Below are 23,752 nucleotides of genomic sequence, written 5' to 3' on the forward strand. Positions count from 1 at the left end.
TAAACTGTGGAGCATATTAAGTTTCAATATCATTTTTGCGCGGCTACGCTTAATCTGAACGACATGTTTTGAAGTTAGCAAAGTGATCAGGCAAAGATGCGTTTATTAATCGATTCTTGAGGAGAAGGCTATGAATAACGATCCACGCTGGGATGCAAGTCGTGAAATCCGTGCACCACGCGGCGCTGAAAAAGTGTGTAAAACTTGGGTAGCCGAAGCGGCCTACCGCATGATTCAAAATAATCTTGATAAAGAAGTTGCAGAAAATCCTAAGCACTTAGTCGTGTACGGCGGTATCGGTCGCGCTGCACGTAACTGGGAATGCTATGACCAGATTTTGGCTAGTTTGAAAGACTTGGGCGAAGATGAAACTTTGCTGATTCAATCGGGCAAGCCTGTCGGTATTTTTAAAACTACAGAAGATTCTCCACGTGTGTTGATCGCCAATTCCAATTTGGTACCAAAGTGGGCGAATTGGGAGCACTTCAATGAACTCGACCGCAAGGGTTTGTTCATGTACGGACAAATGACCGCTGGCAGCTGGATCTATATCGGTACGCAAGGTATTGTGCAAGGCACTTATGAAACGTTTGCTGAAGCCGGTCGTCAGCATTTTGGCGGTGATTGGGGCGGTCGTTGGATCTTGACAGCTGGTTTAGGCGGCATGGGTGGCGCGCAGCCACTGGCGGCTAGTTTTGCTGGCGCAGTGTCCTTGAACATCGAGTGCCAGCAATCGAGCATCGACTTCCGCCTGCGCACGCGTTATGTCGATAAGCAAGCGAAAGACATCGACGATGCGATAGAACTGATCAAGTATCACACCGCACGTAAAGACGCGATCTCGATTGCTTTGCTCGGTAACGCGGCAGAAATTTTGCCACAGTTGGTCAAGCGTGCTAAAGCTGGTGGCATCAAACCTGATCTAGTTACTGATCAAACCTCCGCACATGATTTGATCAACGGTTATTTGCCGATTGGCTGGACAGTCGAGCAATGGAAATCAGCGCAACACGATGTGAGTCAGCATGCAAAATTAACCGCCGACGCTGCACAAGCTTGTGCGGTACATGTGCAAGCAATGTTGGATTTCCACGCTATGGGTATTCCAACGGTCGATTACGGCAATAATATTCGTCAGGTCGCCTTTGATACGGGCGTCAAAAACGCCTTCGATTTCCCAGGTTTTGTGCCTGCGTATATTCGTCCCTTATTCTGCGATGGTAAAGGCCCATTCCGTTGGGTGGCTTTGTCTGGCGATCCTGAAGATATTCGTAAGACCGATGCTAAGATTAAAGAATTATTTCCAGAGAATAAAGGCGTGCATAAATGGCTGGACATGGCGAGTGAACGGATTGCCTTCCAAGGCTTGCCAGCACGTATTTGCTGGTTAGGTTTGGGTGAGCGTCACATCGCAGGTTTGGCCTTCAATGAGATGGTGAAAAACGGTGAATTGAAAGCACCTATTGTGATCGGTCGTGATCATCTCGATACCGGTTCTGTCTCTAGTCCAAATCGCGAAACTGAAAGTATGAAAGACGGTACTGATGCAGTATCTGATTGGCCTTTGTTGAATGCTCTTTTGAACACAGCAGGCGGCGCGAGTTGGGTATCTTTGCATCACGGTGGTGGTGTGGGGATGGGTTACTCGCAGCACTCAGGAATGGTGATTGTGGCTGATGGCACTGAAGCAGCAGCTAAACGTTTAGCGCGCGTGTTAGTCAATGATTGTGGCTCAGGCGTCATGCGTCATGCGGATGCCGGTTACGAACAAGCCGTGGCATGTGCTAAGCGTAATGGCTTGCAATTGCCGATGATTAAGTAATTTGTTTATTTGCCGCGGAGGCACAGAGTACGTAGAGAAAAGCGATTAGCTAGTTAGTGTCATTCCCGCGAAGGCGGGAATCCAGTGACTTTGGTGGTGTAATCGAAGACACTGGACTCCTGCCTACGCAGGAGTGACAAAAAGAGACTTTTCATACACTACACTTCTGCGGTAAATAGAATTCAAAGATAATAAAGGACACCAATATGAGCACAACTTTCACCATACAACCAGGTCAATTTAAACTCGCGGACTTGCGCGCGATCTGGCAAAAACCTTTTAAATTAGCGTTGGCAGAATCTGCCTACGCCGCCATCAATGAAGCCTCTGCGACGATAGATCGTATCGTCGCAAAAGGCGATGCGGCTTACGGGATTAATACCGGTTTTGGCAAGCTCGCGAAAACCCGTATTCCAGATGAAGATTTAGAACTACTGCAAAAAAATCTGATCTTGTCACACTCAGTCGGCTCTGGTGAGTTGATCGCAGACGATGTGGTGCGCTTAATTATTGCAATGAAAATTGCAAGCTTAGCGCGCGGTTTTTCTGGTATTCGTGCTTCTGTCATCAACACCATGATCGCGGCTTATAACGCTGGCATCATGCCAGCAATTCCTGTTAAAGGTTCCGTCGGTGCTTCTGGCGATTTAGCGCCTTTGTCACACATGACTTTAGCGATCATGGGCGAAGGTCAAGTACGTGTTGATGGTCAAATGGTCGATGCAAAAGTGGCGTTGGCAAAAGCAGGTATCACACCAGTCGTATTGGCAGCGAAAGAAGGCTTGGCCTTGATCAACGGTACGCAAGTTTCAACTGCATTGGCATTGAATGGTTTATTTTTGGCCGAGCGTTTGTTAGAAGCTGCAACCATCACGGGTGCTTTGTCCGTCGATGCAGCAAAAGGCAGCGATGCGCCATTTGATCCACGTATTCATGCAGTGCGCGGCCAGCCAGGACAAATCGCTACAGCGAATATTTATCGTACTCTGTTAAATGGCAGTGAAATCCGTCAATCGCATTTGGTCAATGACGAACGTGTGCAAGATCCTTACTGCTTGCGTTGTCAGCCACAGGTAATGGGTGCATGTTTGGACATCATCAATAATGCCGCGCGTACTTTGCTGACAGAGGCGAATGCTGTCACCGACAATCCTTTGGTGTTTGTTGATACGAATGAAGTGATTTCTGGTGGTAATTTCCACGCTGAACCAGTGGCGTTTGCCGCTGATACTTTGGCTTTGGCAATCGCGGAAATTGGTTCTATTTCTGAACGTCGCATCGCCTTGTTGATTGATTCCTCGATTTCTGGTTTGCCACCATTCTTGGTGCCGTCATCTGGTCTGAATTCTGGCTTTATGATTGCGCACGTGACAGCCGCAGCGTTAGCATCTGAAAATAAATCGCACGCGCATCCAGCCAGTGTTGACACGATTCCAACGTCTGCAAATCAAGAAGATCACGTGAGTATGGCGACATTTGCTGGTCGTCGTTTGCATGAGATGGCGCACAATACCGCTACCATCGTCGGCATAGAATTGTTGGCGGCAGCGCAGGGTGTGGACTTTCATCAGCCGCTGAAGACGTCGGATAAGTTGACGACAGTGCACCAGTTGTTACGTTCCAAAGTAGCGTTCTACGATAAGGATCGTTTCTTTGCACCGGATATTGAAGCAGCGAAATCTTTAGTGGTTGAAGGTGCTTTAAGCGCACAATGTGCAGACTTATATGGGCATTTGTATTTGGCTTAAGTTGTGGTTTAGGCTGTAGTGTTTTTTGCCGCAGAGGCGCCGAGTATGCGAAGTTGATCAAAAAAATCTCTGCGTGCTCTGCACCTCTGCGGCTTATTTATGATTTTGAGTTGACCTATTATTGAGACTAACCATGCGTAAATGGACAGCAAAAGATTACCGCACGATGCCGTGGAAAAATGGTGGCGGCAGTACCACCGAGTTGGCGATCTTTCCTGAAGGTGCAGAAATGGAACACTTTGTCTGGCGTTTAAGCACTGCCACCGTCGCGCAGGATGGACCGTTCTCACACTTCGCACAAATCGATCGCAGTCTGGCAATTTTGACTGGTGCTGGCTTGGTGTTGAAAACCGATGCTGGCAGTACAGCAGAAAAAATGGTCACGCTGACCCAAGAAAGTTTGCCGCATCGTTTCTCTGGCGAAGATAATATTTTTGCCGAGTTACTAGATGGCACTGTCGTTGACTTAAACCTGATGACGCGCCGTGATGTGTGCCAGCATTTCATGCAACCTCTGAGTGCCGGTGAACATCTGATCAATGCTGAAGAGGCGCAACAAATCTTAATCTTCTGCGAAAAAGGTCGAGCGCAATTGATTAAGCAGACGCAATTGGAAGCGGGTGATCTGGTTTTATTGGAAGAAGAACATGAAGCCAGTGGTATACGCTGTCATATTGAAGCGGAAGAGGGCAGTTTTTTGTACATAATGCGGATTAGTTTTCTAAATCATCATGAACAGCATGGAGGCGCGCATGCACTCGGCTAAATGGGATAGCGTTTGGCTCAACATACATCTTGCAACTATGGAGTCTGGCAACGGTTACGGCATGGTTCGTGATGCGGCAATTGCCGTCAGGGATGGCAAGATCGCATGGTTAGGCGCAGCAAAAGATTTGCCTGTCGACTATGTAGCGCAAACCACGCACGATGGCCAAGGATGTTGGCTGACACCCGGGCTGATCGATTGCCATACCCACATGGTGTACGCAGGCAATCGCAGCAATGAGTTTGAGGCGCGTTTAAACGGCGTCGCTTACGAAGAAATAGCACGTCAAGGTGGTGGCATCGTATCGACCGTCAAGGCGACACGCGCAGCCAGCGAACAAGAATTAATGCAGGCCAGTTTGCCACGTGTACTCAGCAGTTTACGCGAAGGTGTGACGACCCTCGAAATCAAATCAGGCTACGGTCTGGACACAGCGACAGAATCAAAAATTTTGCGCGTCGCCAGGCAGATTCAACGCGATTTGCCAGTCAGAGTTACCACGACATTTTTGGGTGCACACGCTCTGCCGCCTGAATTTGCCGGTCGAGCCGACGATTACATTGATGAAGTTTGTGAGCGCATGTTGCCTGCGGTTGTGGCAGAAGGATTGGCGGATGCTGTCGATGTTTTTTGCGAGAAGATAGGTTTTACTCCCTCACAAACGGAGCGTGTGTTTCAAGCTGCGCAAAAACATGGTTTGCCAGTCAAATTACATGCAGAACAGTTATCGGATCAGGGTGGCGCAGCGTTGACCGCCAAGTATCAAGGTCTATCTGCCGATCATTTGGAATACCTGAGCGAGGAGGGCATCACTGCGATGCAAAAGCAAGGTACGGTTGCGGTCTTATTGCCTGGTGCATTTTATTTTTTACGTGAAACCAAATATCCACCATTAGCCGCCTTACGCGCAGCAGAGGTGCCGATTGCTTTGGCGACTGATTGTAATCCTGGCACGTCACCCATGACTTCACCGTTATTAACCATGAATATGGCATGTACTTTATTTCGCATGACGCCACTGGAAGCATTACAAGGCTTGACGATGCACGCCGCCCGCGCTTTGGGATTAGATCAACAAATCGGTAGTTTGTCCGTGGGGAAACAGGCGGATTTCGCTCTCTGGAATATTGTACGGCCAGCAGATCTCGCCTATATGATTGGTGTGAATCCTTGTGTAACAAGTGTATTTTCAGGTCAGATTCGCTCATTACAGACCTTCCTGAATTGATCGGATAAATATAAAGTCTGGCAAAAAGTGCTTGAGATGACGGAATGTGCCTTGTCTATTTATAAAAAATGAGTCGTTCCTGTTGGAAATAATTCACGAGCCGATGAAATTGCTTTGACAACATTTGCCTGCGGGCTATGATGATTACATTCAGTTATATGTCCCGCAATTTTCATTTTGTATGAAATTTGCCGTGAGGATGGTATTTTGTTAAAGGATGGATATGCCAGAGAAGTCACTGAGTAATATTTTGTACGTAGAAGACGATCTCGATATTCAGGCGGTTGCACAAATCGCCTTGGAAGTTGTCGGCGGCTTTACACTCAAAACTTGCAGTTCGGGCGCGGAAGCGATTGCTGCGATTGAGCAAGGATTTATACCAGATCTGCTGCTGTTAGATGTCATGATGCCCAATATGGATGGCCCCACGACCCTGTCTGAATTACGTAAGTTACCAGTCACAACCAACACGCCAGTTATATTTATGACGGCCAAGGTGCAGTCTAACGAACAAGATTATTATTTCACCTTGGGGGCGATCGGTGTGATTGCGAAGCCATTTGATCCTATGGCATTGGCTGGACAGGCGCGTGCTTTGTGGGACAAGGTGAGCTAAGTGAATGACAGGGATCAAGAGTTAAATGATGCTTTGCGGGCATTGGCTCAAGTCTATATTGCTAAACTGCCTTCTAAGATAGAAGAACTCAAAGTCGCCAACCAACGGTTTCAAATCAATCCTTCGGATCGTGAAAATTATATTTTATTGCACCGACTTTTGCACACGATGGCTGGCTCTGCCGGCACTTTTGGGTTCCCTGAGATGGGGGAAGCGGCACGTGAATTAGAGGCCAAAATTAAGGAGTATATTTCCGGTCAACCTTGGGAAGCCTTTAGGATCAAGGATTTTAGTGACCAGATCGAGCGTTATTTAGCGAATACAGAATCGACTTATAAAACGGCATTACAAGCTAAAGCGGAAGTGAATGAGCGACAGGGAGATGCTGCAAAGACCTTAATTCCGCTAGAGAAAAAGTCCATACTCTGGGTAGACGCTGAAGTTGAAGAAAATAAAGATATCATACAAATTTTGGAGCAGTTTGGATTTGAAATTCAACGCATCCAACAATTGTCAAAGCTGGAGCTGGCTTTGCAAGCGACCAAACCGGTTTTGCTCATCATGGATGCAGGATTTGAAGAGCAAGTATTCGCTGGTGTTGATGAAGTTGTGCGTTTGAAAAATCAACACCTTGCATTGCCTCCCGTTCTATTTACGTCGCAAACAAACAGTTTCGAGTGCCGCTTGCGAGCTGTACGTGCGGGCGGTGAGGCTTTTTTTCTGAAACCTTTAGATGTGCTCGCTCTGACGGAGTGCATTGAAGAAATTTTGGAACGCCCCAATCCAAGGCATTTTCGGATAATGATTATTGACGACGACGTAGACCTTGCACAGTATTACAGCCGGGTATTGCAAGGCGCGGGAATGACTACATTAGTCTTGAATGATCCCGAATTGGTCCTTGAACAGATGGCGAGTTTTCGTCCAGAGTTGTTGTTGATGGATGTCTACATGCCCGATTGTGATGGCGTTGAATTATCTACCGTGATACGACAAGACAGCTCCTATCTGGACGTGCCAATTGTATTTTTGTCGAGTGAAAATAATTTGCAAAAACAAATTGCAGCGGTGAAGGTCGGCGCAGATGACTTCTTAAGTAAACCAATTTCACCTGAGTTACTGGTATCGTCATTAAGTTCTCGAGCCGAACGCTATCGGGCTCTACGCACTTTGGTAATGCGCGATGGATTAACAGGCTTGTACAATCACTCTGCCATCAAAGAAGATTTGATCGCAAAAATGTCGAGTGCTAGTCGAGGCGTTACCGCTGTATCGGTGGCGATGTTGGACTTGGATAATTTCAAGAAAGTGAATGATACTTATGGGCACCAAGTCGGTGATCAAGTATTGCGAACGTTATCGCACTTACTCAAGCAGCGATTGCGTAAAAGTGATGTCGTGGGGCGTTATGGTGGTGAGGAGTTTATCGTTATCTTCCCTAATACGACAGCCGAAGTGGCAAAAATCGTATTGGATAAAGTGAGGCTGGCATTTAATCAAATTCATCATTTTGCAGAGCAGGGAGAATTTTGTGTAGGATTTTCAGCGGGCATCGCGGATTCACGCCAGACAACCAGTCCTGATGACCTAATATCGATTGCAGATGCCGCTTTGTATCGCGCTAAACACAGTGGTAAGAATCAAATTGTATTAGGCGATCAAGCTAGCTAAGCCTTAATTTTTCTTTTCTTTTTGTTTAATTGGTTGTTTAAGAAAAAATAATTATTCGTAGATAAAAAGCCAGTACAAACTAATTTGTACTGGCTTTTTATTTGTGCGTGCAATCAAGACTTAATTGCGATGTTGCGGCTTAGTGTTGGTTCGCAAAAAAACGTCGAACGGAAGGACTCACTGATACTTTCGCTGCAAACATCCTCAATTCTTGCTGAGATGACTTGCTTTGATTTTAGATTCCAAAGCTTTACCTTTGCGTGCGCGTTTGCCGATATGAATCGCAAGGCCACTGGCGCTCAAACTTACTTCTTGCGGTTTAGCTGCGCGACCTATGCCACTGACCTTGACGCCTTTTTGACTGATCGCAGTAGCAGCTATCAGTTTTTCTTTGGGCTCCAATTCCATCAAAATCACACCGCGGCCACCGCTCGATAATTGTTTGATTTCAGTTAAGCCAAATACGAGTAAGCGACCTTTTTCAGACAAGCAGGCAATCGCACTGGCGTCTTCAGAAATTGTGCTTGGTGCCAACGGTTCATCGCCATCATCTAAGGTCATAAAGGCTTTACCCGCCTTCATACGGCCGACCATATCACTGAGTTTAGCGGTGAAACCATAACCAGCTGTGGAGGCTAACAAGAGTGAAGTCTCGGCTTTACCTGCGAAGTAATGCAAGATACGTGACCCGCTCGCTAAGTCGATCAAAGTCGTGACAGGTACGCCATCGCCGCGTGCACCAGGCAGCGCTGAAACGGGCACGGAATACACGCGACCATTTGAGCCAAATACCAAGAGCTGATCGACGGTACGGCATTCAAAAGTGCCATATAAACTGTCACCTGCTTTGAATGTGAATTGGGCAGGATCGTGTTCATGTCCGGTGCGAGCGCGTACCCAACCTTTTTCAGAAATGACGACGGTGACTGGCTCGTCGATTACTTTCTGTTCAATTGAAGCGCGTTGTGCTTCTTCAATCACGGTACGGCGAGCATCACCAAATTGTTTTGCATCCGCTTCGATTTCCTTGATGATGCATTTCTTCATGGCTGAAGGATCATCTAAAAGGTTTTGCAAGCTGGTTTTTTCGTTGCGTAATTCTGCCAATTCTTGCTGTATCTTGATGGACTCCAAGCGCGCCAATTGGCGCAAGCGGATTTCCAAAATATCTTCGGCTTGACGATCCGATAAGCGGAAAGCCTCCATCAACGCAGGCTTGGGTTCATCCGATTCACGAATGATCTTGATGACCTTGTCGATATTTAACAGTACCGCTTCACGGCCTTCTAAAAAGTGAATGCGGTCATTCACTTTTTTCAGTTTGAATTGAGTGCGACGTGTGACGGTTTCAAAACGGAAGCTGATCCATTCCGTCAAAATATCGGAGAGTGGTTTTTGACGTGGGCGGCCATCACCACCTATCATCACCAGATTCAGCGAAGCTGAGGTTTCGAGCGAAGTATGCGCCAACAACATTTGCATAAATTCGGCTTGATCTTGGTTTTTAGATTTTGGTTCTAATACCAAACGCACAGCCGCATCTTTGCCAGATTCATCGCGCACAGCATCGAGTACCGACAGCATGACTTGCTTTAAGCTGACTTGCTCTGGCGACAGAGATTTTTTACCCATTTTAATTTTGGGATTCGTAATCTCTTCGATTTCTTCCAGCACTTTTTGTGAGGAGGTGCCAGGTGGCAGCTCAGTAATCACCGCTTGCCATTGACCGCGTGCCAGTTCTTCTATCTTCCAACGTGCGCGTACTTTCAGACTGCCACGACCGCTAGCGTAAATATCGCTGATCGCTGCTGCTGGCGTAATGATTTGCCCGCCACCCGGAAAATCTGGACCGGGGATGAACTCCATTAATTCTGCATGCGTGGTCTTAGGATTGCGAATCAAGGCCACTGCTGCTTTAGCAACTTCCGTCAAATTGTGTGAAGGAATTTCAGTTGCCATACCGACCGCAATACCAGATGCGCCGTTCAATAAAACGAAAGGCAAACGTCCCGGCAATAAAGTCGGCTCTTGATATGAACCATCATAGTTAGGCTGAAAATCGACTGTGCCCAGATCGATCTCATCGAGTAATAATTTGGAAATAGGCGTTAAACGTGCTTCGGTATATCGCATGGCGGCAGCGCCGTCGCCATCACGTGAACCGAAGTTACCTTGTCCATCAATCAGTGGATAGCGCAGAGAAAAATCCTGCGCCATACGTACCATCGCGTCATACACGGATTGATCGCCATGCGGATGCAGCTTACCTAGGACATCACCAACCACCGTCGCAGACTTACGCGGCTTGGCGGAGGAATTCAAACCGAGCTCGTTCATCGAATACAGAATCCGACGCTGCACAGGTTTTTGTCCATCGCTGACATCTGGCAATGCACGACCTTTAACTACAGAAATCGCGTAATCAAGATAGGCGCGCTCAGCGAAAGTCGCCAACGTCAAGGTCTCGCTATCACCACCATTGCCACCATTATTGTTCGGGGCTTCGTCAAATAAATTTGCTTGTTCGCTCATAATCTTACAATCTAATTTTGGGCGGGTGCAACCCGCGTTTTTTTTGTGCTTCTTGTGACCTAATGGCAGATTTCACCGCCCTATATTTTCACTGAAACTTGGGGCTTCTAAAACTGCTTAATTGGGATGAAGTGCAAGGCGCTTCCCACAGCAATACTGGAGTATTGCGATGACAAGCAACGCCGCAATTCGCCCAAGTATGCGGTTTTAGAAGTCCACAAGCTAGATGTCTGCTTCGGCTTCGTTCCCATGCTCTTCTAACCATGCTTTTCGTGCCGAAGCTTCACCTTTGCCCATCAGCATATTGAAACGGCCTTCCGAAAATTCCTGATCGAATTCACCAAGAGACACCGGCAACAAACGGCGCGTATCAGGGTTCATCGTCGTTTCCCATAATTGGTTGGCATTCATCTCACCCAAGCCCTTAAAGCGGGAAATCGCCCAAGCACCATCTTTAACACCGTCCTTGCGCAATTTATCTTCAATCGCAGTTAGTTCGCCCTGATCTAATGCATAAATTTTTTGCGCGGGTTTCTTGCCACGTGCCGGTGCATCGACACGGAATAGAGGCGGGCGGGCGATGCAGATATGTCCGCGTGCAATTAACTGTGGAAAGTGTTTAAAGAACAGTGTCAACAACAAGACTTGAATATGTGAACCATCGACGTCCGCATCAGAAAGAATACAGATTTTGCCGTAACGCAGATTTGTTAAATCGATGGTGTCGTTGACACTGTGCGGATCAACGCCAATTGCGACGGCGATATCGTGAATTTCATTGTTCGCGAACAGGCGATCTCGTTCAGATTCCCAAGAATTCAAGACTTTACCGCGTAGTGGCAGAATAGCTTGAAACTCTTTGTCACGTCCCATTTTTGCAGAGCCGCCCGCAGAGTCACCTTCGACTAAAAATAATTCATTGCGGGTGATGTCGTTCGATTCGCAATCGGTGAGTTTGCCAGGTAAGACTGCGACACCAGACGATTTTTTCTTCTCGACTTTTTGCAAGGAACGCAGACGCGATTGCGCTTGCTTGATCACTAGTTCGGCGAGTTTTTTACCCAGTTCTACGTGCGAATTTAGCCAGAGTTCTAAAGGTGGTTTGGAAAAACTTGATACCAGACGTACCGCATCGCGTGAATTTAAACGCTCTTTAATTTGTCCTTGAAATTGTGGGTCTAGCACCTTGGCCGAGAGTACAAAAGAGGCTCGGGCAAACACGTCTTCCGGTAAAAGTTTTACGCCTTTGGGTAGCAGCGAATGCATCTCCGCGAAGCTTTTCACCGCGCCAAATAATCCTTCGCGCAAACCGGATTCGTGGGTGCCACCTGCCGGTGTTGGAATCAAATTTACATACGATTCGCGTACGACGCCACCATCTTCGGTCCATGCTACAACCCACGACGCGCCTTCACCTTCAGCAAAACCGTCGGCATCGGCATTGGCAAATTGTTCGCCTTCAAACATAGGGATCACTAAGTCGCCATGTGAGGCTTGTGTCAGAGCTTCAGTCAAGTAACCACGCAAGCCTTGATCGTATTGCCAAGTTTGGCTTTCACCGGTTTTTGCATTGTTGAAGGTGACTTTAACGCCTGGCAGTAACACCGCCTTCGAGCGCAGTAAACGCTGCATTTCTGGGATAGAAATCGCTGGCGAATCAAAATATTTTCCATCAGGCCAGACTGAAACGCGGGTACCATTTTTCTTTTCGCCACGACCTAAAGGCTGAGTGCTCAATGGTTCGATCACATCGCCATTGGCAAACACGAGATTATGCAATCCACCTTCACGCCAAACGGTGATCTCGAGACGTTTCGATAGCGCATTGGTGACAGACACGCCGACGCCGTGCAAACCGCCGGAGAAGGCGTAAGCACCACCTGAACCTTTGTCAAATTTGCCGCCAGCATGCAAGCGAGTGAACACGATTTCTACCGTAGGCACGCCTTCTTCTGGATGCAAACCGACAGGAATGCCACGGCCATCATCCTCGACGCTGATGCTGCCGTCGGCATTGAGCGTAACTTGGATATTCTTACAATGGCCACCCAATGCTTCATCTGAGGCATTGTCGATGACTTCTTGAATAATATGCAGAGGGTTTTCGGTGCGGGTGTACATCCCTGGTCTTTGTTTGACCGGTTCCAGTCCTTTGAGGACGCGGATGGATGATTCGCTGTAGTCGGATGGGGTTGTGGTTTTTTTAGTTGCCATGCGATGAAATGGGTGAAAAATTAATCTATTGACTTGTTTATTTGCTTTCGCCCGAGTTTGAGCGATGGGCTTCTTTTTTTATCGTACACGGAAAACCGAGGATTTGACGAATTATTGTAATGTGAAACACTGGTTTTATGTACAGTTAATTTGATTCTGTGTGATATAGATGTGAAAAAAACTGGTTCAATGCGAATGTTCTCTACGTAGGTTGGTGCTGAGCGGAGCGAAGCTCAACAATCGCGGGCAACTGTAGTTTGCGAATTCCGGGTTAACTCGCACAAGCAAAATAAATGATCTGAATTAAGAAAAAACTTACTTACTTTATTTACTTATCTACTTGCTCAATAAGCGCATTCCTTGTTCCAGTCCAGACAAAGTAATCGGAAACATACGATTACTCAGCAATTTGCGCATGATATCGATCGACTGTCGATATTGCCAAATTCCTTCGGGTTCGGGATTGAGCCACAAATACTTGGGGAAGTGTGCTGTGAAGCGTTGTATCCAAGTCGCACCAGCTTCTTCATTGTTGTATTCGACTGAGCCACCAGCCTGCAGAATTTCATAAGGGCTCATGGTGGCATCGCCGACAAAAATTAATTTGGTATCAGGCGTGTATTTGCGCAGCACATCCCACGTGGCGAATTTTTCTGAATGACGTCGGTGATTATTTTTCCACAGATAATCGTAGACGCAATTATGGAAATAATAGAATTCCATGTTTTTGAATTCAGTTTTTGCCGCCGAAAACAATTCCTCTATCTGCGCGATGTGATCGTCCATGGTGCCGCCGACATCCAACAGCATCAGTACCTTGATATTGTTCTTGCGCTCGGGCTGCATTTTGATATCGAGGTAGCCCGCGTTGTTCGCGGTGGCTTTGATCGTTGCATCTAACGCCAATTCTTCCTCTGCACCTAAGCGGGCGAATTTACGCAGGCGGCGCAGAGCAACCTTGATATTACGCGTACCGAGTTCACGTTCGGTATCATAGTCTTTGAATGCACGTGCTTCCCAGACCTTGACTGCCGAACGTCTTTCGCTTTTACCACCGATGCGTACGCCTTCAGGATTATCACCACCATTGCCGAAAGGGGAGGTGCCACCTGTGCCTATCCAGCGATTGCCACCTTGGTGCCGCTCTTTTTGTTCTTCGAGTAATTGTTTGAGCCTGTCCATCAGTTTGTCGTAGCCAAATTTTTCCAATGCAGCCCTTTGTTCATCTGTCAGTTCACGCCCTAATCTTTTCTTGAGCCAATCGAGCGGAATGTCAGGATGCTTTTCAAAAATCGTATTGATTCCTTTGAAGTACAGGCCAAAAGCGCGGTCAAATTTATCGTAATTGGCTTCATCCTTCACCAAGATAGTGCGCGACAGAAAATAGAATTCATCGACCGAAGTGCCAACGACGCCTTGTTGCATAGCTTCTAGCAATGTCAGGAATTCTTTAATCGACACGGGAAGTTTGGCGTCTTTTAATGTGAAGAAAAAGTCGATTAACACTGTGCTGTTCTCTTAGGTTAGTACTTAGGCTAGTACTTAGGTTGATAGTTAGTTTGATATTGTTGAGGGTGTGCGTTTGAGTTTGAATTCCAGATTCGCTTTCACGCCTGCCCATTCATGTTTGAGTATGCTATACACTACGGTGTCGCGTACACGGCCATCTGGCAAAATCATATGGCTACGTAATACACCGTCGCGTTTGGCGCCCAGTCGTTCTATGGCTTTTTGCGAGCGTTGATTAAACCAGTCTGTGCGAAATTCCACAGCATTGCAGTCGAGCACTTCGAAGGCATGGGTCAATAGTAAAAGTTTGCATTCTGTGTTGATGGCGCTACCTTGATAAGATTGTGCGTACCATGTGTAACCAATTTCCAGGCGTTTGTTGGCACTGTCAATATTGCAATAACGTGTCGCACCGATCACTTTATTTTGAATCTGATCAAAAACAGTGAAGGGCATGGCTAGTCCTTTGTCGCTTTGCTCAGTAGCGATCTTGAACCAAGTCATCAAATTTTCTGGTGACGGTACCGAAGTGAAAAATAATTCCCATAGGCGCCCATCGCTGGCAGCAGCTTGCAAATCATTCAGGTGATCTTGTGAGAGCGGTGTAAGTCTGGCGTGTTGACCTGTAAGTGTGATGTTGCCTGGTGACATCGTGACTCCTATTGAACGCTTGAGTGCTTATTGTAATGCTTTAGAGAGAATAGGTTGTTGGTGCTAGGCCTCGGTTTTGCTGTCTATTTTGTAGTGCTACGAGGTTCACTAGCAAGAAAAGCGAGAAGCGGCTTGCGCATGGTTTTAAAACCAGTTATACTGCAAAACTGTACAGAATTTTGCGGCGCGGCCATGTGGGTAATGAAATCCACATCTTGAACCCGTCGCGTTGACCACGTTTAGGAAATCTCATGGCAAATACCGCACAAGCACGCAAACGTGCTCGTCAAGCAGTTAAACAAAATGCACACAACTCTAGTCAGCGTTCGACTTTGCGTACAGCGATCAAAGCTGTTCGTAAGGCAATCGAAGCTGGTGATAAAGCTGCTGCTGCAGTGATCTTTCAGAACTCTGTTTCTACGATCGATCGTATTGCTGACAAAAAAATCATCCACAAAAACAAAGCAGCTCGTCATAAGAGCCGTTTAGCTTCTGCTTTGAAAGCATTGGCTTAATTGTTTTTGCCTTGCGCTGACTTGATTGGCGCAAACGTAGTAAATAAGTTGTCTACCTTGTAGGCAATTTATGACATAAAAAACCGCAATTTTTATTGCGGTTTTTGTCTTTTCTGCTGCATTGGATTTTATTCTTATGCGCAAGAATTTGGGCATCTTTGCCTATTGTTTATTCTCCGCCAATGGCAGTCCTTCTACTTTTTCTCCGGCCATGATCCGACGTTGGCTGTACCAGCCTGTATTCATTTCTAGGGCGTAGCGTACTTTGCTTTTTGCACAGGTGGTTTTTTCGTTATTCGCTTGCATTTCTTCAATATTGATGATTTTGCCTTGCTCATCGATAAACGCAATCGACAGTGGAATCAGGGTGTTTTTCATCCACATGCAGTAGTAGTCGGCATGAGAGAATTGAAACATCATGCCTTTATTCTCGGCTAGTGACTCTCGAAACATCAAGCCGCGCTGACGTTCTTCCGAGGTTAGTGCCAATTCTGCATCTAGTTTGTGTGTTCCAATTTGAAATTGTTGGCGTTTTAGGTTTGATTCTTCCGCTGTGGATGTGGCGGCATGAAAGCAAATTATTGAGTAAAGCAATACAAGCATTTTTTTGTGAGTGATCTTCAGCATAGATAATTTCGACTTATGGTAAAAATGGCTTGCTGTCTGACTATTCATGTTGGAATTCGTTCAATTTAATTATCAATATGCTCTAGCCAGCAATCTCCATAGATTCGCCTGGTAATAATGGATGGCTTGCGAGGCTATACTCGCCGATTCCACTCCGTATCAAGCGCAAAGTCGGTAAGCCAACAGCGGCCGTCATGCGTCGAACTTGGCGATTTTTCCCTTCAGATAAAATGATGCAAAGCCAGCTAGTGGGTATATTCGCTCGTTCTCGTATCGGTGGATTACGTTGCCAGATCCATTCTGGCTCAGCGATTCTCATCGCCTTGCAGGGCAGTGTTGTGAAATCGCCCAAATCAAGCGGCTGTGTTAAATGAGCTATTTGTTCTGATGTGGCGTCACCCTCAACTTGAACCAAATAAGTTTTGGCTTCTTTCCAGTTTGGGTGACTGATCTTATGCTGTAACTTTCCATCGTCCGTTAGCAACACTAAACCTTCACTATCGGCATCAAGTCTACCTGCCGGATAAACATTCGGCGTTTTGATGTAGTTTGCTAAAGTTTCGCGAGTCGGATGTGATGAAAATTGACACATCACGTCGAATGGTTTGTTAAATAAGATAAGTTTCATTGATCTAATTGGTAAAACGGTAAAAATGCACGCTAAAAGCGCTCGAAAAGTGGAATCGCGAGTGTCGCAAAATTATGGCATCAAGTAAAATAGTAGTGCATAATACGAAATGGTGGTCTTCTGTCTTATATAAGAGTTTGCGTGTTCGATGTTGTAATGTTGTTGTTATAGCGCGAATTTTGTATCTGACATCGAGACATGTTAACAGTAAAGCGCGATTCTACAATTTACAGAATGCTAGTGTAGCGCTTGATCGCACGTATCCACGGAGAAAACGATGTATCAACATATTAAAGTACCTGCAGAAGGTCAAAAAATTACCGTCAATGCAGACTTCTCATTGAATGTTCCTGAAAATCCAATTATCCCTTACATCGAGGGTGATGGTACTGGTGTTGATATTAGCCCAGTCATGATCAAAGTGGTGGATGCTGCGGTAGCAAAAGCCTATGCAGGCAAGCGCAAAATCAGCTGGATGGAAATCTATGCTGGTGAAAAATCAACGAAAGTCTATGGCCCAGACGTCTGGTTGCCAGAAGAAACTTTGGGTGCGTTGAAAGATTACGTTGTATCTATTAAAGGTCCATTGACGACACCAGTCGGCGGCGGCATTCGTTCTTTGAACGTGGCTTTGCGTCAAGAGTTGGATTTGTATGTTTGCTTGCGTCCAGTACGTTATTTCAAAGGCGTGCCATCTCCTGTGCGTGAACCAGAAAAAACTGACATGGTCATCTTCCGTGAAAACTCAGAGGATATCTATGCAGGTATCGAATTCGCACAAGGCTCTGATCAAGTTAAAAAACTGATCAAGTTCTTACAAGACGAAATGGGCGTGAAAAAAATCCGTTTCCCAGAAACTTCAGGTATCGGCATCAAGCCAGTTTCTATTGAAGGCACTGAGCGTTTGGTACGCAAAGCAATTCAATATGCGATCGACAATGACAAGCCATCTGTGACTATCGTTCACAAAGGTAACATCATGAAATACACCGAAGGTGGCTTCCGTGATTGGGCATATGCATTGGCACAAAAAGAATTCGGCGCAGAATTGATCGACGGCGGTCCATGGTGCAAATTTAAAAATCCAAGAACAGGTAAAGACATTATCGTTAAGGATTCCATCGCTGATGCGTTCTTGCAGCAAATCTTGTTGCGTCCAGCAGAATACAGCGTGATCGCGACATTGAACTTGAACGGCGATTACATCTCTGATGCATTGGCTGCGCAGGTGGGCGGTATCGGTATCGCTCCAGGTGCGAACTTGTCGAATTCTATCGCGATGTTTGAAGCCACTCACGGTACAGCGCCAAAATATGCAGGCAAAGATTATGTGAACCCAGGTTCTTTGATCTTGTCCGCAGAAATGATGTTGCGTCACATGGGCTGGTTGGAAGCGGCAGATCTGTTGATCTCTGCGACAGAACGTGCGATCACTGCGAAGAAGGTCACATATGACTTCGCCCGCTTGATGGAAGGCGCTACACAAGTGTCTTGTTCTGGTTTTGGAGACGTAATGATCGAAAATATGTAATTTTATTTTAAGCGTCGTTAAATCCAATTCTAGGGAGCAGCTCGTTGTTGCAAATCCTCGCAATACTTTTGTATTTCTGTGGTTTGCGCCTAGATCTGCATCCCTATAATTGAATTTTCCGAAGCTTAAAACCGATGTTGAAATTCGATGAAAAAAAGCCGACCACGTGTCGGCTTTTTGCATTTTTTACACTTTGAAACAAGGCGAAGCTTTTGGCGAGGGAATATCAGTTTTCATTCTGTATGCCTTCTAAAAACTGTCCGGCACACGAAATGAATAAGTAGCAACGATTTGTTATGTTGCTTTTATTTTCGGTTGGCGATTTAAAAATAAGACCAAGTTTTTTACTGTAGTTACCTGATTCCAATATGGGTTTGACGTAGGGTCGTCAGTGCATATTCCAAGCTTTCCAGTAATTTCGAAATAGATGTCACTAAGATCATCTGGGTCCATTTTGTATGTTTCATTGAAACTATCACTGGCCTCAACTGGGAAACCTATACCTTCATATTTACCAACCCATGCTTGTATATGGTTATAGACCTCTCTCATTATCTTGGTGTCTACATTGCGATAATCAAACGATCTGGCATAAGTGCAAATGGTTGAGGTCTTGCGATTTAAAGCGATAGATCGCATTCGGCGATGATCCAAAAAGGAAATAGACGCAAATATAATTATTGCGATTCCAAAAATTATGATTATTTCCATTTGATTTCAAACTTAACAGTAGATTGATTTGTACCCATAAAAAAACCCGCCGCAGCGGGTTTTTTAAAAACATTGCAAAATCGGATTAAGGATTTTGGATGTTAGAAGCTTGCTTGCCTTTTGGACCCTGTGTTACCTCGAATTGTACTTTTTGACCTTCTTTCAAAGTCTTGAAGCCATTCATTTGGATCGCGGAGAAGTGGGCGAACAAATCCTCACCGCCATCATCAGGAGTGATAAAACCAAAGCCCTTGGAATCATTGAACCACTTTACGGTACCTGTTGCCATAATACATCTTTCAAATATAAACTAATCACACGAGCCGAAAAAGCAAGAAAACTCTATAAAGCTACCTTTCTTAACCTGCCCACTTCATATTGATACAAAGAACTGAAGAACAGAACTGAAGTTACATATCAATAAATATCATTCTTGGCGGAAAAAAAAGTAAAGTCAAGAAAATTAGCTTGTCCTAGTAGTATTGTTGTTTTTTTACGTGAAAAGTGTTGCTCTTGATCTGAGTCGAATGATCTCCATCTATGTACTCAATCATAAGATCGCTATTACTTGGCGTGAAGACAGTGAGGGGGAGTTCGAGTCGTTTTGTAATGACGCATCGTTTAATTGTTAAATTTTTGCAAGTCTCTGCAGAAATTTGCTCGGCACCTTACAATGAACAGAAGCACTTTTATTTTTCTAATGTTTGACTTCGACTATCATCAAGGTACTAGAATAGACGTATGGGAATAAAGCATGAAAATAATACGGTACTCGAGAAGCAGGCGCAGAAACTAAAACCGCCATCGATGTATCAGGTCGTGCTGTTAAATGATGATTACACACCAATGGAATTTGTGGTGGCAGTGATTCAAGAGCACTTTAATAAGGATAGAGAAACCGCAATGCAAATTATGTTGAAAGTACATGTCGAAGGGCGTGGCGTTTGCGGTGTATACACGAAAGATGTCGCGTTGACAAAGGTTGAGCTGGTTTTAACACACGCTAAGCACGCGGGTCATCCGCTGCAATGTGTGATGGAGGAAGTATGATTGCGCAAGAATTAGAAGTCAGTTTGCACATGGCCTTTGTGGAGGCACGGCAAGCTCGTTACGAGTTTATTACGGTCGAGCATTTATTACTCGCGCTGCTGGATAATCCATCCGCGGCAGAAGTGATGCGTGCGTGCGCCGTGAATATTGAAGACTTGCGTAAAACTTTATCAAATTTTATCGCTGATAATACGCCTACCGTGCAAGGTACAGGCGAAGTTGATACGCAACCGACTCTGGGTTTTCAGCGCGTGATTCAACGTGCGATTATGCACGTGCAATCCGCATCCAACGGTAAGAAAGAAGTGACTGGTGCAAATGTGCTGGTCGCGATTTTCGGTGAGAAAGATTCGCACGCCGTGTACTACCTGCATCAGCAAGGCGTGACACGTCTGGATGTTGTGAATTTTATTTCTCACGGCGTGCGTAAAGATAATCACAACGAACCGCAGAAATCACCGGAAGGTGCAGAAGATGCTCAAGGTGATGCACAGGCTAAAGAAAATCCACTCGAACAATTCACCCAAAACCTCAATAAAGCGGCTGCAGAGGGCAAGATCGATCCTTTGATCGGACGTGACAGCGAAGTCGAACGTGTGATTCAAATTTTGTGTCGTCGTCGCAAGAACAACCCTTTGTTGGTTGGTGAGGCTGGAGTCGGTAAGACTGCGATTGCAGAAGGATTGGCATGGCGTATTACACAAAATGATGTGCCGGATATTTTGAGTCAAGCGGTTGTGTATTCGCTCGATATGGGCGCTTTGCTCGCAGGTACCAAGTACCGCGGTGATTTTGAATTGCGTTTGAAGGGCGTGTTAAAACAATTGAAAGAAGCGCCGGATGCGATCTTGTTTATTGATGAAATTCACACGATCATCGGCGCAGGTTCGGCCTCAGGTGGTACTATGGATGCTTCGAATTTGTTGAAGCCAGCCTTATCGAACGGTCAGTTGAAATGCATAGGCGCGACAACTTACACCGAATATCGTGGCGTGTTCGAAAAAGATCACGCACTTGCACGTCGCTTTCAAAAAGTGGATGTGAACGAACCGACGGTAGAACAAACCGTCCAGATTTTGCGAGGCTTGAAATCAAAATTTGAAGAGCATCATAACGTGAAATATTCTGCAGCAGCATTGACGACTGCAGCTGAATTATCTGCGCGTTTTCTCAATGATAGGCATTTGCCGGATAAAGCAATTGATGTGATTGACGAAGCTGGTGCTGCGCAAAGAATTTTGCCGAAGTCCAAGCAGAAGAAAACCATAGGTAAGGCGGACATCGAAGATATTATTTCTAAGATCGCTCGTATTCCACCACAAACCGTCAATCAGGATGACCGCAGTAAACTGCAGACGATTGATCGTGATTTGAAAAATGTGGTGTTCGGTCAAGATCCAGCGATTGAAGCTTTGGCATCCGCAATTAAGATGTCACGTGCTGGCTTAGGAAAAACCGACAAGCCGATCGGTTCTTTCTTATTCTCAGGGCCAACAGGTGTGGGTAAAACCGAAGTGGCAAAACAGCTTGCTTTTACTTTAGGTATAGAGCTGATTCGTTTCGATATGTCAGAGTATATGGAACGTCATGCAGTTAGCCGCTTGATCGGTGCACCACCGGGTTATGTCGGATTTGATCAGGGTGGTTTGTTGACAGAGGCGATCACGAAGAAGCCACATGCCGTTTTGTTGCTGGATGAAATAGAAAAAGCACATCCAGATGTGTTCAATATTTTATTGCAAGTGATGGATCATGGCACGCTGACAGATAATAACGGGCGCAAAGCGGATTTCCGTAATGTGATTATCATCATGACGACCAATGCGGGTGCCGAGAGTTTGCAGAAAGCATCTATCGGCTTTAGTAATAGCAAGCAGGCTGGCGATGAAATGGTGGACATTAAGCGTATGTTCACGCCTGAGTTCCGTAATCGTCTGGATTCAATTATTAGTTTCCGTTCACTCGATGAAGAAATTATTTTGCGTGTCGTCGATAAATTCTTAATGCAATTGGAAGAGCAATTGCATGAGAAAAAAGTGGAAGCAACTTTCAGCGATCATTTACGTAAGTTCTTGGCGAAGAAAGGCTTTGATCCATTGATGGGCGCCCGTCCGATGGCGCGTTTAATTCAAGACATGATTCGAAAAGCCTTGGCTGACGAACTCTTGTTTGGTCGATTAGTAAGCGGCGGACGCGTGGGAGTCGATTTAGACGAAAAAGATCAGATCAAGCTGGAGTTCTCGGAAGGGGATGCACCACCGCCTGTGGCTTCGCAAGAAGTAGTGGAAGTGGAATAGTAGCCTCTATTTTTCTTTATGATTGAAAGCCCGGATTTGACATCCGGGTTTTTTTTGTCCAAATCGATGATGTTTTATCGTTTTCAAAAATTCAAACCGTAGCGACTGTTGCTACGGAGATTTTGCAAATGCAGATATTCGATGCGCAAAAATGAAAATTTTCTTACGTGTGATTTGAATAAAAGTGGTCTGTGTTAACATCCTCCAGTATACTGAGCCACCATTTTTCTTTGTGCATCATAGAGCGATTGGCAGTATTGATCCGAATTGAAAAGAACTAATGAGAATTGATAAGAATTAAAGCCCGGTGCTTTCTATACTAATAAGGACGCAAACAACATGAAAAAACGCCTCAATCTGACGACTTACATCATTCTCGGACTTTTGCTGGGCATAGTTGTCGGCTATTTCGTTAACGCGAATTTGGCAAAGCCAGGTGATTTTGCTGACACGATGTCGTTGATTACGACGATGTTTTTGCGCTTGATTAAGATGATTATTGCGCCGTTGGTATTTTCTACTTTGGTCGTTGGTATTGCCAAGATGGGTGACGTCAATGAAGTGGGGCGAGTTGGCGGCAAAGCATTGGCATGGTTCATTATTGCGTCTCTGATTTCTTTGACGCTGGGTCTAATCATGGTCAATTTCTTCCGTCCTGGCGACGCGATGCATGCGATGTTGCCTGCGGCGGATGCGGTTTCAGGAATTACGACCACCAACTTGAGTATGAAAGAATTCATCACACATTTGGTGCCAGCATCAATCGTAGACGGCATGGCTAAAAATGAAATTTTGCAAATCGTGGTCTTTTCAATTTTCTTTGGTACAGCCGCCGCTGCAGTCGGTGAGCGCAGTAAGGTCGTGGTCGAAGCGATCGATGGTGTGGCACATATCATGTTGAAGTTGACTGGTTATGTGATGAATTTCGCGCCTTTCGCGGTGTTCGCAGCGGTCTCTGGCGTGGTCGCGAAAAGTGGATTGGCGGTATTGGGAACCTATGGCGTGTTCATGGCCGAATTCTATTTCTCGATTTTGTGCTTGTGGTTAGTATTAATTTTTATTGGTTATTTGTTCCTGAAAAACAGAGTGCTTGGTCTGTTGCGTGAATTGCGGATGCCAACCTTATTGGCGTTTTCAACGGCCTCTTCAGAAGCAGCGTTTCCTAAGACCTTGGAAGGTTTAGAGCGCTTTGGTGTGAAAAACCGGATCGCATCCTTTGTGCTGCCTCTGGGTTACTCATTCAATCTTGATGGTTCTATGATGTATTGCACTTTTGCGACAGTGTTTATCGCACAGGCTTACGGAATAGAATTGTCTTTAGGTACGCAAATCACCATGATGTTGATTTTGATGCTGACTTCAAAAGGGATGGCTGGTGTGCCACGCGCTTCACTCGTAGTCATTGCTGCAACGCTAGCACAGTTCAATATCCCCGAAGCAGGTTTGTTAATGCTATTGGGAGTTGATCATTTCCTCGATATGGCTCGTTCGGCGACCAACGTGATTGGTAATGGTTTGGCAACCGCCGTAGTGGCTAAGTGGGAAGGTGAATTAGGCGAGCATGTTGAGGGAGACATTGCGCAGCAAAAATTGCCAGAATAAGGAATTTTTCCACATTAGTCTTGTCCAAGAAGCG

Annotated in this window: 19 protein-coding genes; 11 read left to right on the forward strand and 8 right to left on the reverse strand. The window is 45.7% G+C overall.

What is annotated here, in order from left to right:
- Nucleotides 1-130 precede the first annotated feature (130 nt).
- The 6 genes from hutU to ACO0KW_RS02025 all read left to right on the forward strand — a co-directional run bounded on the left by hutU (nucleotide 131) and on the right by ACO0KW_RS02025 (nucleotide 7,851).
- Nucleotides 131-1,822: a urocanate hydratase gene (hutU, locus tag ACO0KW_RS02000; RefSeq protein WP_423050124.1), complete on the forward strand. Its 1,692-nt coding sequence runs from the start codon at nucleotides 131-133 to the stop codon at nucleotides 1,820-1,822.
- A 206-nt stretch (nucleotides 1,823-2,028) separates the two neighbouring features.
- The gene (gene hutH / locus ACO0KW_RS02005) at nucleotides 2,029-3,570 is read left to right on the forward strand and encodes a histidine ammonia-lyase (RefSeq protein WP_423050126.1); all 1,542 of its coding nucleotides are present in this window, start codon (nucleotides 2,029-2,031) and stop codon (nucleotides 3,568-3,570) included.
- A gap of 133 nt (nucleotides 3,571-3,703) precedes the next feature.
- A complete protein-coding gene (locus tag ACO0KW_RS02010) occupies nucleotides 3,704-4,336 on the forward strand; it encodes a HutD family protein (RefSeq protein ID WP_423050128.1) in 633 nt (210 codons plus the stop codon).
- Nucleotides 4,323-5,564, forward strand: coding sequence for an imidazolonepropionase (gene hutI / locus ACO0KW_RS02015; RefSeq protein ID WP_423050130.1), 1,242 nt, complete (start codon nucleotides 4,323-4,325; stop codon nucleotides 5,562-5,564). The genes ACO0KW_RS02010 and hutI overlap by 14 nt, the downstream gene beginning before the upstream one ends.
- 223 nt (nucleotides 5,565-5,787) lie before the next feature.
- Entirely contained in the window at nucleotides 5,788-6,180 is a 393-nt protein-coding gene (locus tag ACO0KW_RS02020) for a response regulator (RefSeq protein ID WP_423050132.1), read from the forward strand.
- The gene (locus ACO0KW_RS02025) at nucleotides 6,181-7,851 is read left to right on the forward strand and encodes a diguanylate cyclase (RefSeq protein ID WP_423050134.1); all 1,671 of its coding nucleotides are present in this window, start codon (nucleotides 6,181-6,183) and stop codon (nucleotides 7,849-7,851) included.
- A 204-nt stretch (nucleotides 7,852-8,055) separates the two neighbouring features.
- Here the strand turns inward: ACO0KW_RS02025 and parC are convergent, their stop codons facing one another.
- The 4 genes from parC to ACO0KW_RS02045 form a co-directional block, all read right to left on the reverse strand.
- The gene (gene parC, locus ACO0KW_RS02030; protein WP_423050136.1) at nucleotides 8,056-10,383 is read right to left on the reverse strand and encodes a DNA topoisomerase IV subunit A; all 2,328 of its coding nucleotides are present in this window, start codon (nucleotides 10,381-10,383) and stop codon (nucleotides 8,056-8,058) included.
- 222 nt (nucleotides 10,384-10,605) lie between these two features.
- A complete protein-coding gene (locus ACO0KW_RS02035) occupies nucleotides 10,606-12,597 on the reverse strand; it encodes a DNA topoisomerase IV subunit B (RefSeq protein ID WP_423050138.1) in 1,992 nt (663 codons plus the stop codon).
- A gap of 336 nt (nucleotides 12,598-12,933) precedes the next feature.
- Nucleotides 12,934-14,103, reverse strand: a complete 1,170-nt coding sequence (locus tag ACO0KW_RS02040) for a vWA domain-containing protein (protein ID WP_423050140.1) — start codon at nucleotides 14,101-14,103, stop codon at nucleotides 12,934-12,936.
- Between the two features lie 48 nt (nucleotides 14,104-14,151).
- On the reverse strand, nucleotides 14,152-14,757 hold the full coding sequence (locus ACO0KW_RS02045) for a GNAT family N-acetyltransferase (protein WP_423050142.1): 606 nt from the start codon (nucleotides 14,755-14,757) through the stop codon (nucleotides 14,152-14,154).
- A 251-nt stretch (nucleotides 14,758-15,008) separates the two neighbouring features.
- On the opposite strand from ACO0KW_RS02045, the gene rpsT reads away from it, so the two are divergent.
- Nucleotides 15,009-15,272 carry a 30S ribosomal protein S20 gene (gene rpsT / locus ACO0KW_RS02050; RefSeq protein WP_186890178.1) on the forward strand — a complete coding sequence of 88 codons (264 nt, stop codon included), beginning with the start codon at nucleotides 15,009-15,011 and terminating at the stop codon, nucleotides 15,270-15,272.
- Between the two features lie 162 nt (nucleotides 15,273-15,434).
- On the opposite strand, the gene ACO0KW_RS02055 is transcribed toward rpsT, so the two are convergent.
- Nucleotides 15,435-15,899 (reverse strand): DUF192 domain-containing protein, encoded by a 465-nt coding sequence (locus tag ACO0KW_RS02055; protein WP_423050144.1) that lies wholly within the window; start codon nucleotides 15,897-15,899, stop codon nucleotides 15,435-15,437.
- A gap of 82 nt (nucleotides 15,900-15,981) precedes the next feature.
- Complete coding sequence (locus ACO0KW_RS02060) at nucleotides 15,982-16,527, reverse strand: pseudouridine synthase (RefSeq protein ID WP_423050146.1); 546 nt, start codon at nucleotides 16,525-16,527, stop codon at nucleotides 15,982-15,984.
- Nucleotides 16,528-16,804: 277 nt separating this feature from the next.
- Here ACO0KW_RS02060 and icd point away from each other — a divergent pair, with 277 nt between their 5' ends.
- Nucleotides 16,805-18,058, forward strand: coding sequence for an NADP-dependent isocitrate dehydrogenase (gene icd / locus ACO0KW_RS02065; protein ID WP_423050148.1), 1,254 nt, complete (start codon nucleotides 16,805-16,807; stop codon nucleotides 18,056-18,058).
- Nucleotides 18,059-18,352: 294 nt separating this feature from the next.
- On the opposite strand, the gene ACO0KW_RS02070 is transcribed toward icd, so the two are convergent.
- Together ACO0KW_RS02070 and cspE are read right to left on the reverse strand one after the other, a co-directional pair.
- A complete protein-coding gene (locus ACO0KW_RS02070; protein ID WP_423050150.1) occupies nucleotides 18,353-18,769 on the reverse strand; it encodes a hypothetical protein in 417 nt (138 codons plus the stop codon).
- 85 nt (nucleotides 18,770-18,854) lie between these two features.
- Complete coding sequence (gene cspE, locus ACO0KW_RS02075) at nucleotides 18,855-19,058, reverse strand: transcription antiterminator/RNA stability regulator CspE (protein WP_126129050.1); 204 nt, start codon at nucleotides 19,056-19,058, stop codon at nucleotides 18,855-18,857.
- Nucleotides 19,059-19,510: 452 nt separating this feature from the next.
- On the opposite strand from cspE, the gene clpS reads away from it, so the two are divergent.
- From clpS to ACO0KW_RS02090, 3 genes are all read left to right on the forward strand, one after another.
- Entirely contained in the window at nucleotides 19,511-19,819 is a 309-nt protein-coding gene (clpS, locus tag ACO0KW_RS02080) for an ATP-dependent Clp protease adapter ClpS (protein ID WP_186943743.1), read from the forward strand.
- Nucleotides 19,816-22,116 carry an ATP-dependent Clp protease ATP-binding subunit ClpA gene (clpA, locus tag ACO0KW_RS02085; protein ID WP_423050152.1) on the forward strand — a complete coding sequence of 767 codons (2,301 nt, stop codon included), beginning with the start codon at nucleotides 19,816-19,818 and terminating at the stop codon, nucleotides 22,114-22,116. Before clpS ends, clpA begins: the two co-directional genes overlap by 4 nt.
- A 339-nt stretch (nucleotides 22,117-22,455) precedes the next feature.
- Nucleotides 22,456-23,718 (forward strand): dicarboxylate/amino acid:cation symporter, encoded by a 1,263-nt coding sequence (locus ACO0KW_RS02090; RefSeq protein ID WP_423050154.1) that lies wholly within the window; start codon nucleotides 22,456-22,458, stop codon nucleotides 23,716-23,718.
- Nucleotides 23,719-23,752: the final 34 nt, after the last annotated feature.

Origin of the sequence: Undibacterium sp. Ji22W, from assembly GCF_049340305.1 — a bacterium.
GTDB lineage: Bacteria > Pseudomonadota > Gammaproteobacteria > Burkholderiales > Burkholderiaceae_D > Undibacterium.

Excerpts from the sequence above, each read along its gene's own strand:
- parC (WP_423050136.1), bottom strand. The coding sequence starts at position 10,383 with ATGAGCGAACAAGCAAATTTATTTGACGAAGCCCCGAACAATAATGGT.
- hutH (WP_423050126.1), top strand. The coding sequence starts at position 2,029 with ATGAGCACAACTTTCACCATACAACCAGGTCAATTTAAACTCGCGGAC.
- ACO0KW_RS02035 (WP_423050138.1), bottom strand. The coding sequence starts at position 12,597 with ATGGCAACTAAAAAAACCACAACCCCATCCGACTACAGCGAATCATCC.
- hutU (WP_423050124.1), top strand. The coding sequence starts at position 131 with ATGAATAACGATCCACGCTGGGATGCAAGTCGTGAAATCCGTGCACCA.
- ACO0KW_RS02090 (WP_423050154.1), top strand. The coding sequence starts at position 22,456 with ATGAAAAAACGCCTCAATCTGACGACTTACATCATTCTCGGACTTTTG.
- icd (WP_423050148.1), top strand. The coding sequence starts at position 16,805 with ATGTATCAACATATTAAAGTACCTGCAGAAGGTCAAAAAATTACCGTC.
- ACO0KW_RS02020 (WP_423050132.1), top strand. The coding sequence starts at position 5,788 with ATGCCAGAGAAGTCACTGAGTAATATTTTGTACGTAGAAGACGATCTC.
- hutI (WP_423050130.1), top strand. The coding sequence starts at position 4,323 with ATGCACTCGGCTAAATGGGATAGCGTTTGGCTCAACATACATCTTGCA.
- ACO0KW_RS02070 (WP_423050150.1), bottom strand. The coding sequence starts at position 18,769 with ATGGAAATAATCATAATTTTTGGAATCGCAATAATTATATTTGCGTCT.
- ACO0KW_RS02045 (WP_423050142.1), bottom strand. The coding sequence starts at position 14,757 with ATGTCACCAGGCAACATCACACTTACAGGTCAACACGCCAGACTTACA.
- cspE (WP_126129050.1), bottom strand. The coding sequence starts at position 19,058 with ATGGCAACAGGTACCGTAAAGTGGTTCAATGATTCCAAGGGCTTTGGT.
- ACO0KW_RS02055 (WP_423050144.1), bottom strand. The coding sequence starts at position 15,899 with ATGCTGAAGATCACTCACAAAAAAATGCTTGTATTGCTTTACTCAATA.
- ACO0KW_RS02010 (WP_423050128.1), top strand. The coding sequence starts at position 3,704 with ATGCGTAAATGGACAGCAAAAGATTACCGCACGATGCCGTGGAAAAAT.
- ACO0KW_RS02060 (WP_423050146.1), bottom strand. The coding sequence starts at position 16,527 with ATGAAACTTATCTTATTTAACAAACCATTCGACGTGATGTGTCAATTT.
- rpsT (WP_186890178.1), top strand. The coding sequence starts at position 15,009 with ATGGCAAATACCGCACAAGCACGCAAACGTGCTCGTCAAGCAGTTAAA.
- clpS (WP_186943743.1), top strand. The coding sequence starts at position 19,511 with ATGGGAATAAAGCATGAAAATAATACGGTACTCGAGAAGCAGGCGCAG.
- clpA (WP_423050152.1), top strand. The coding sequence starts at position 19,816 with ATGATTGCGCAAGAATTAGAAGTCAGTTTGCACATGGCCTTTGTGGAG.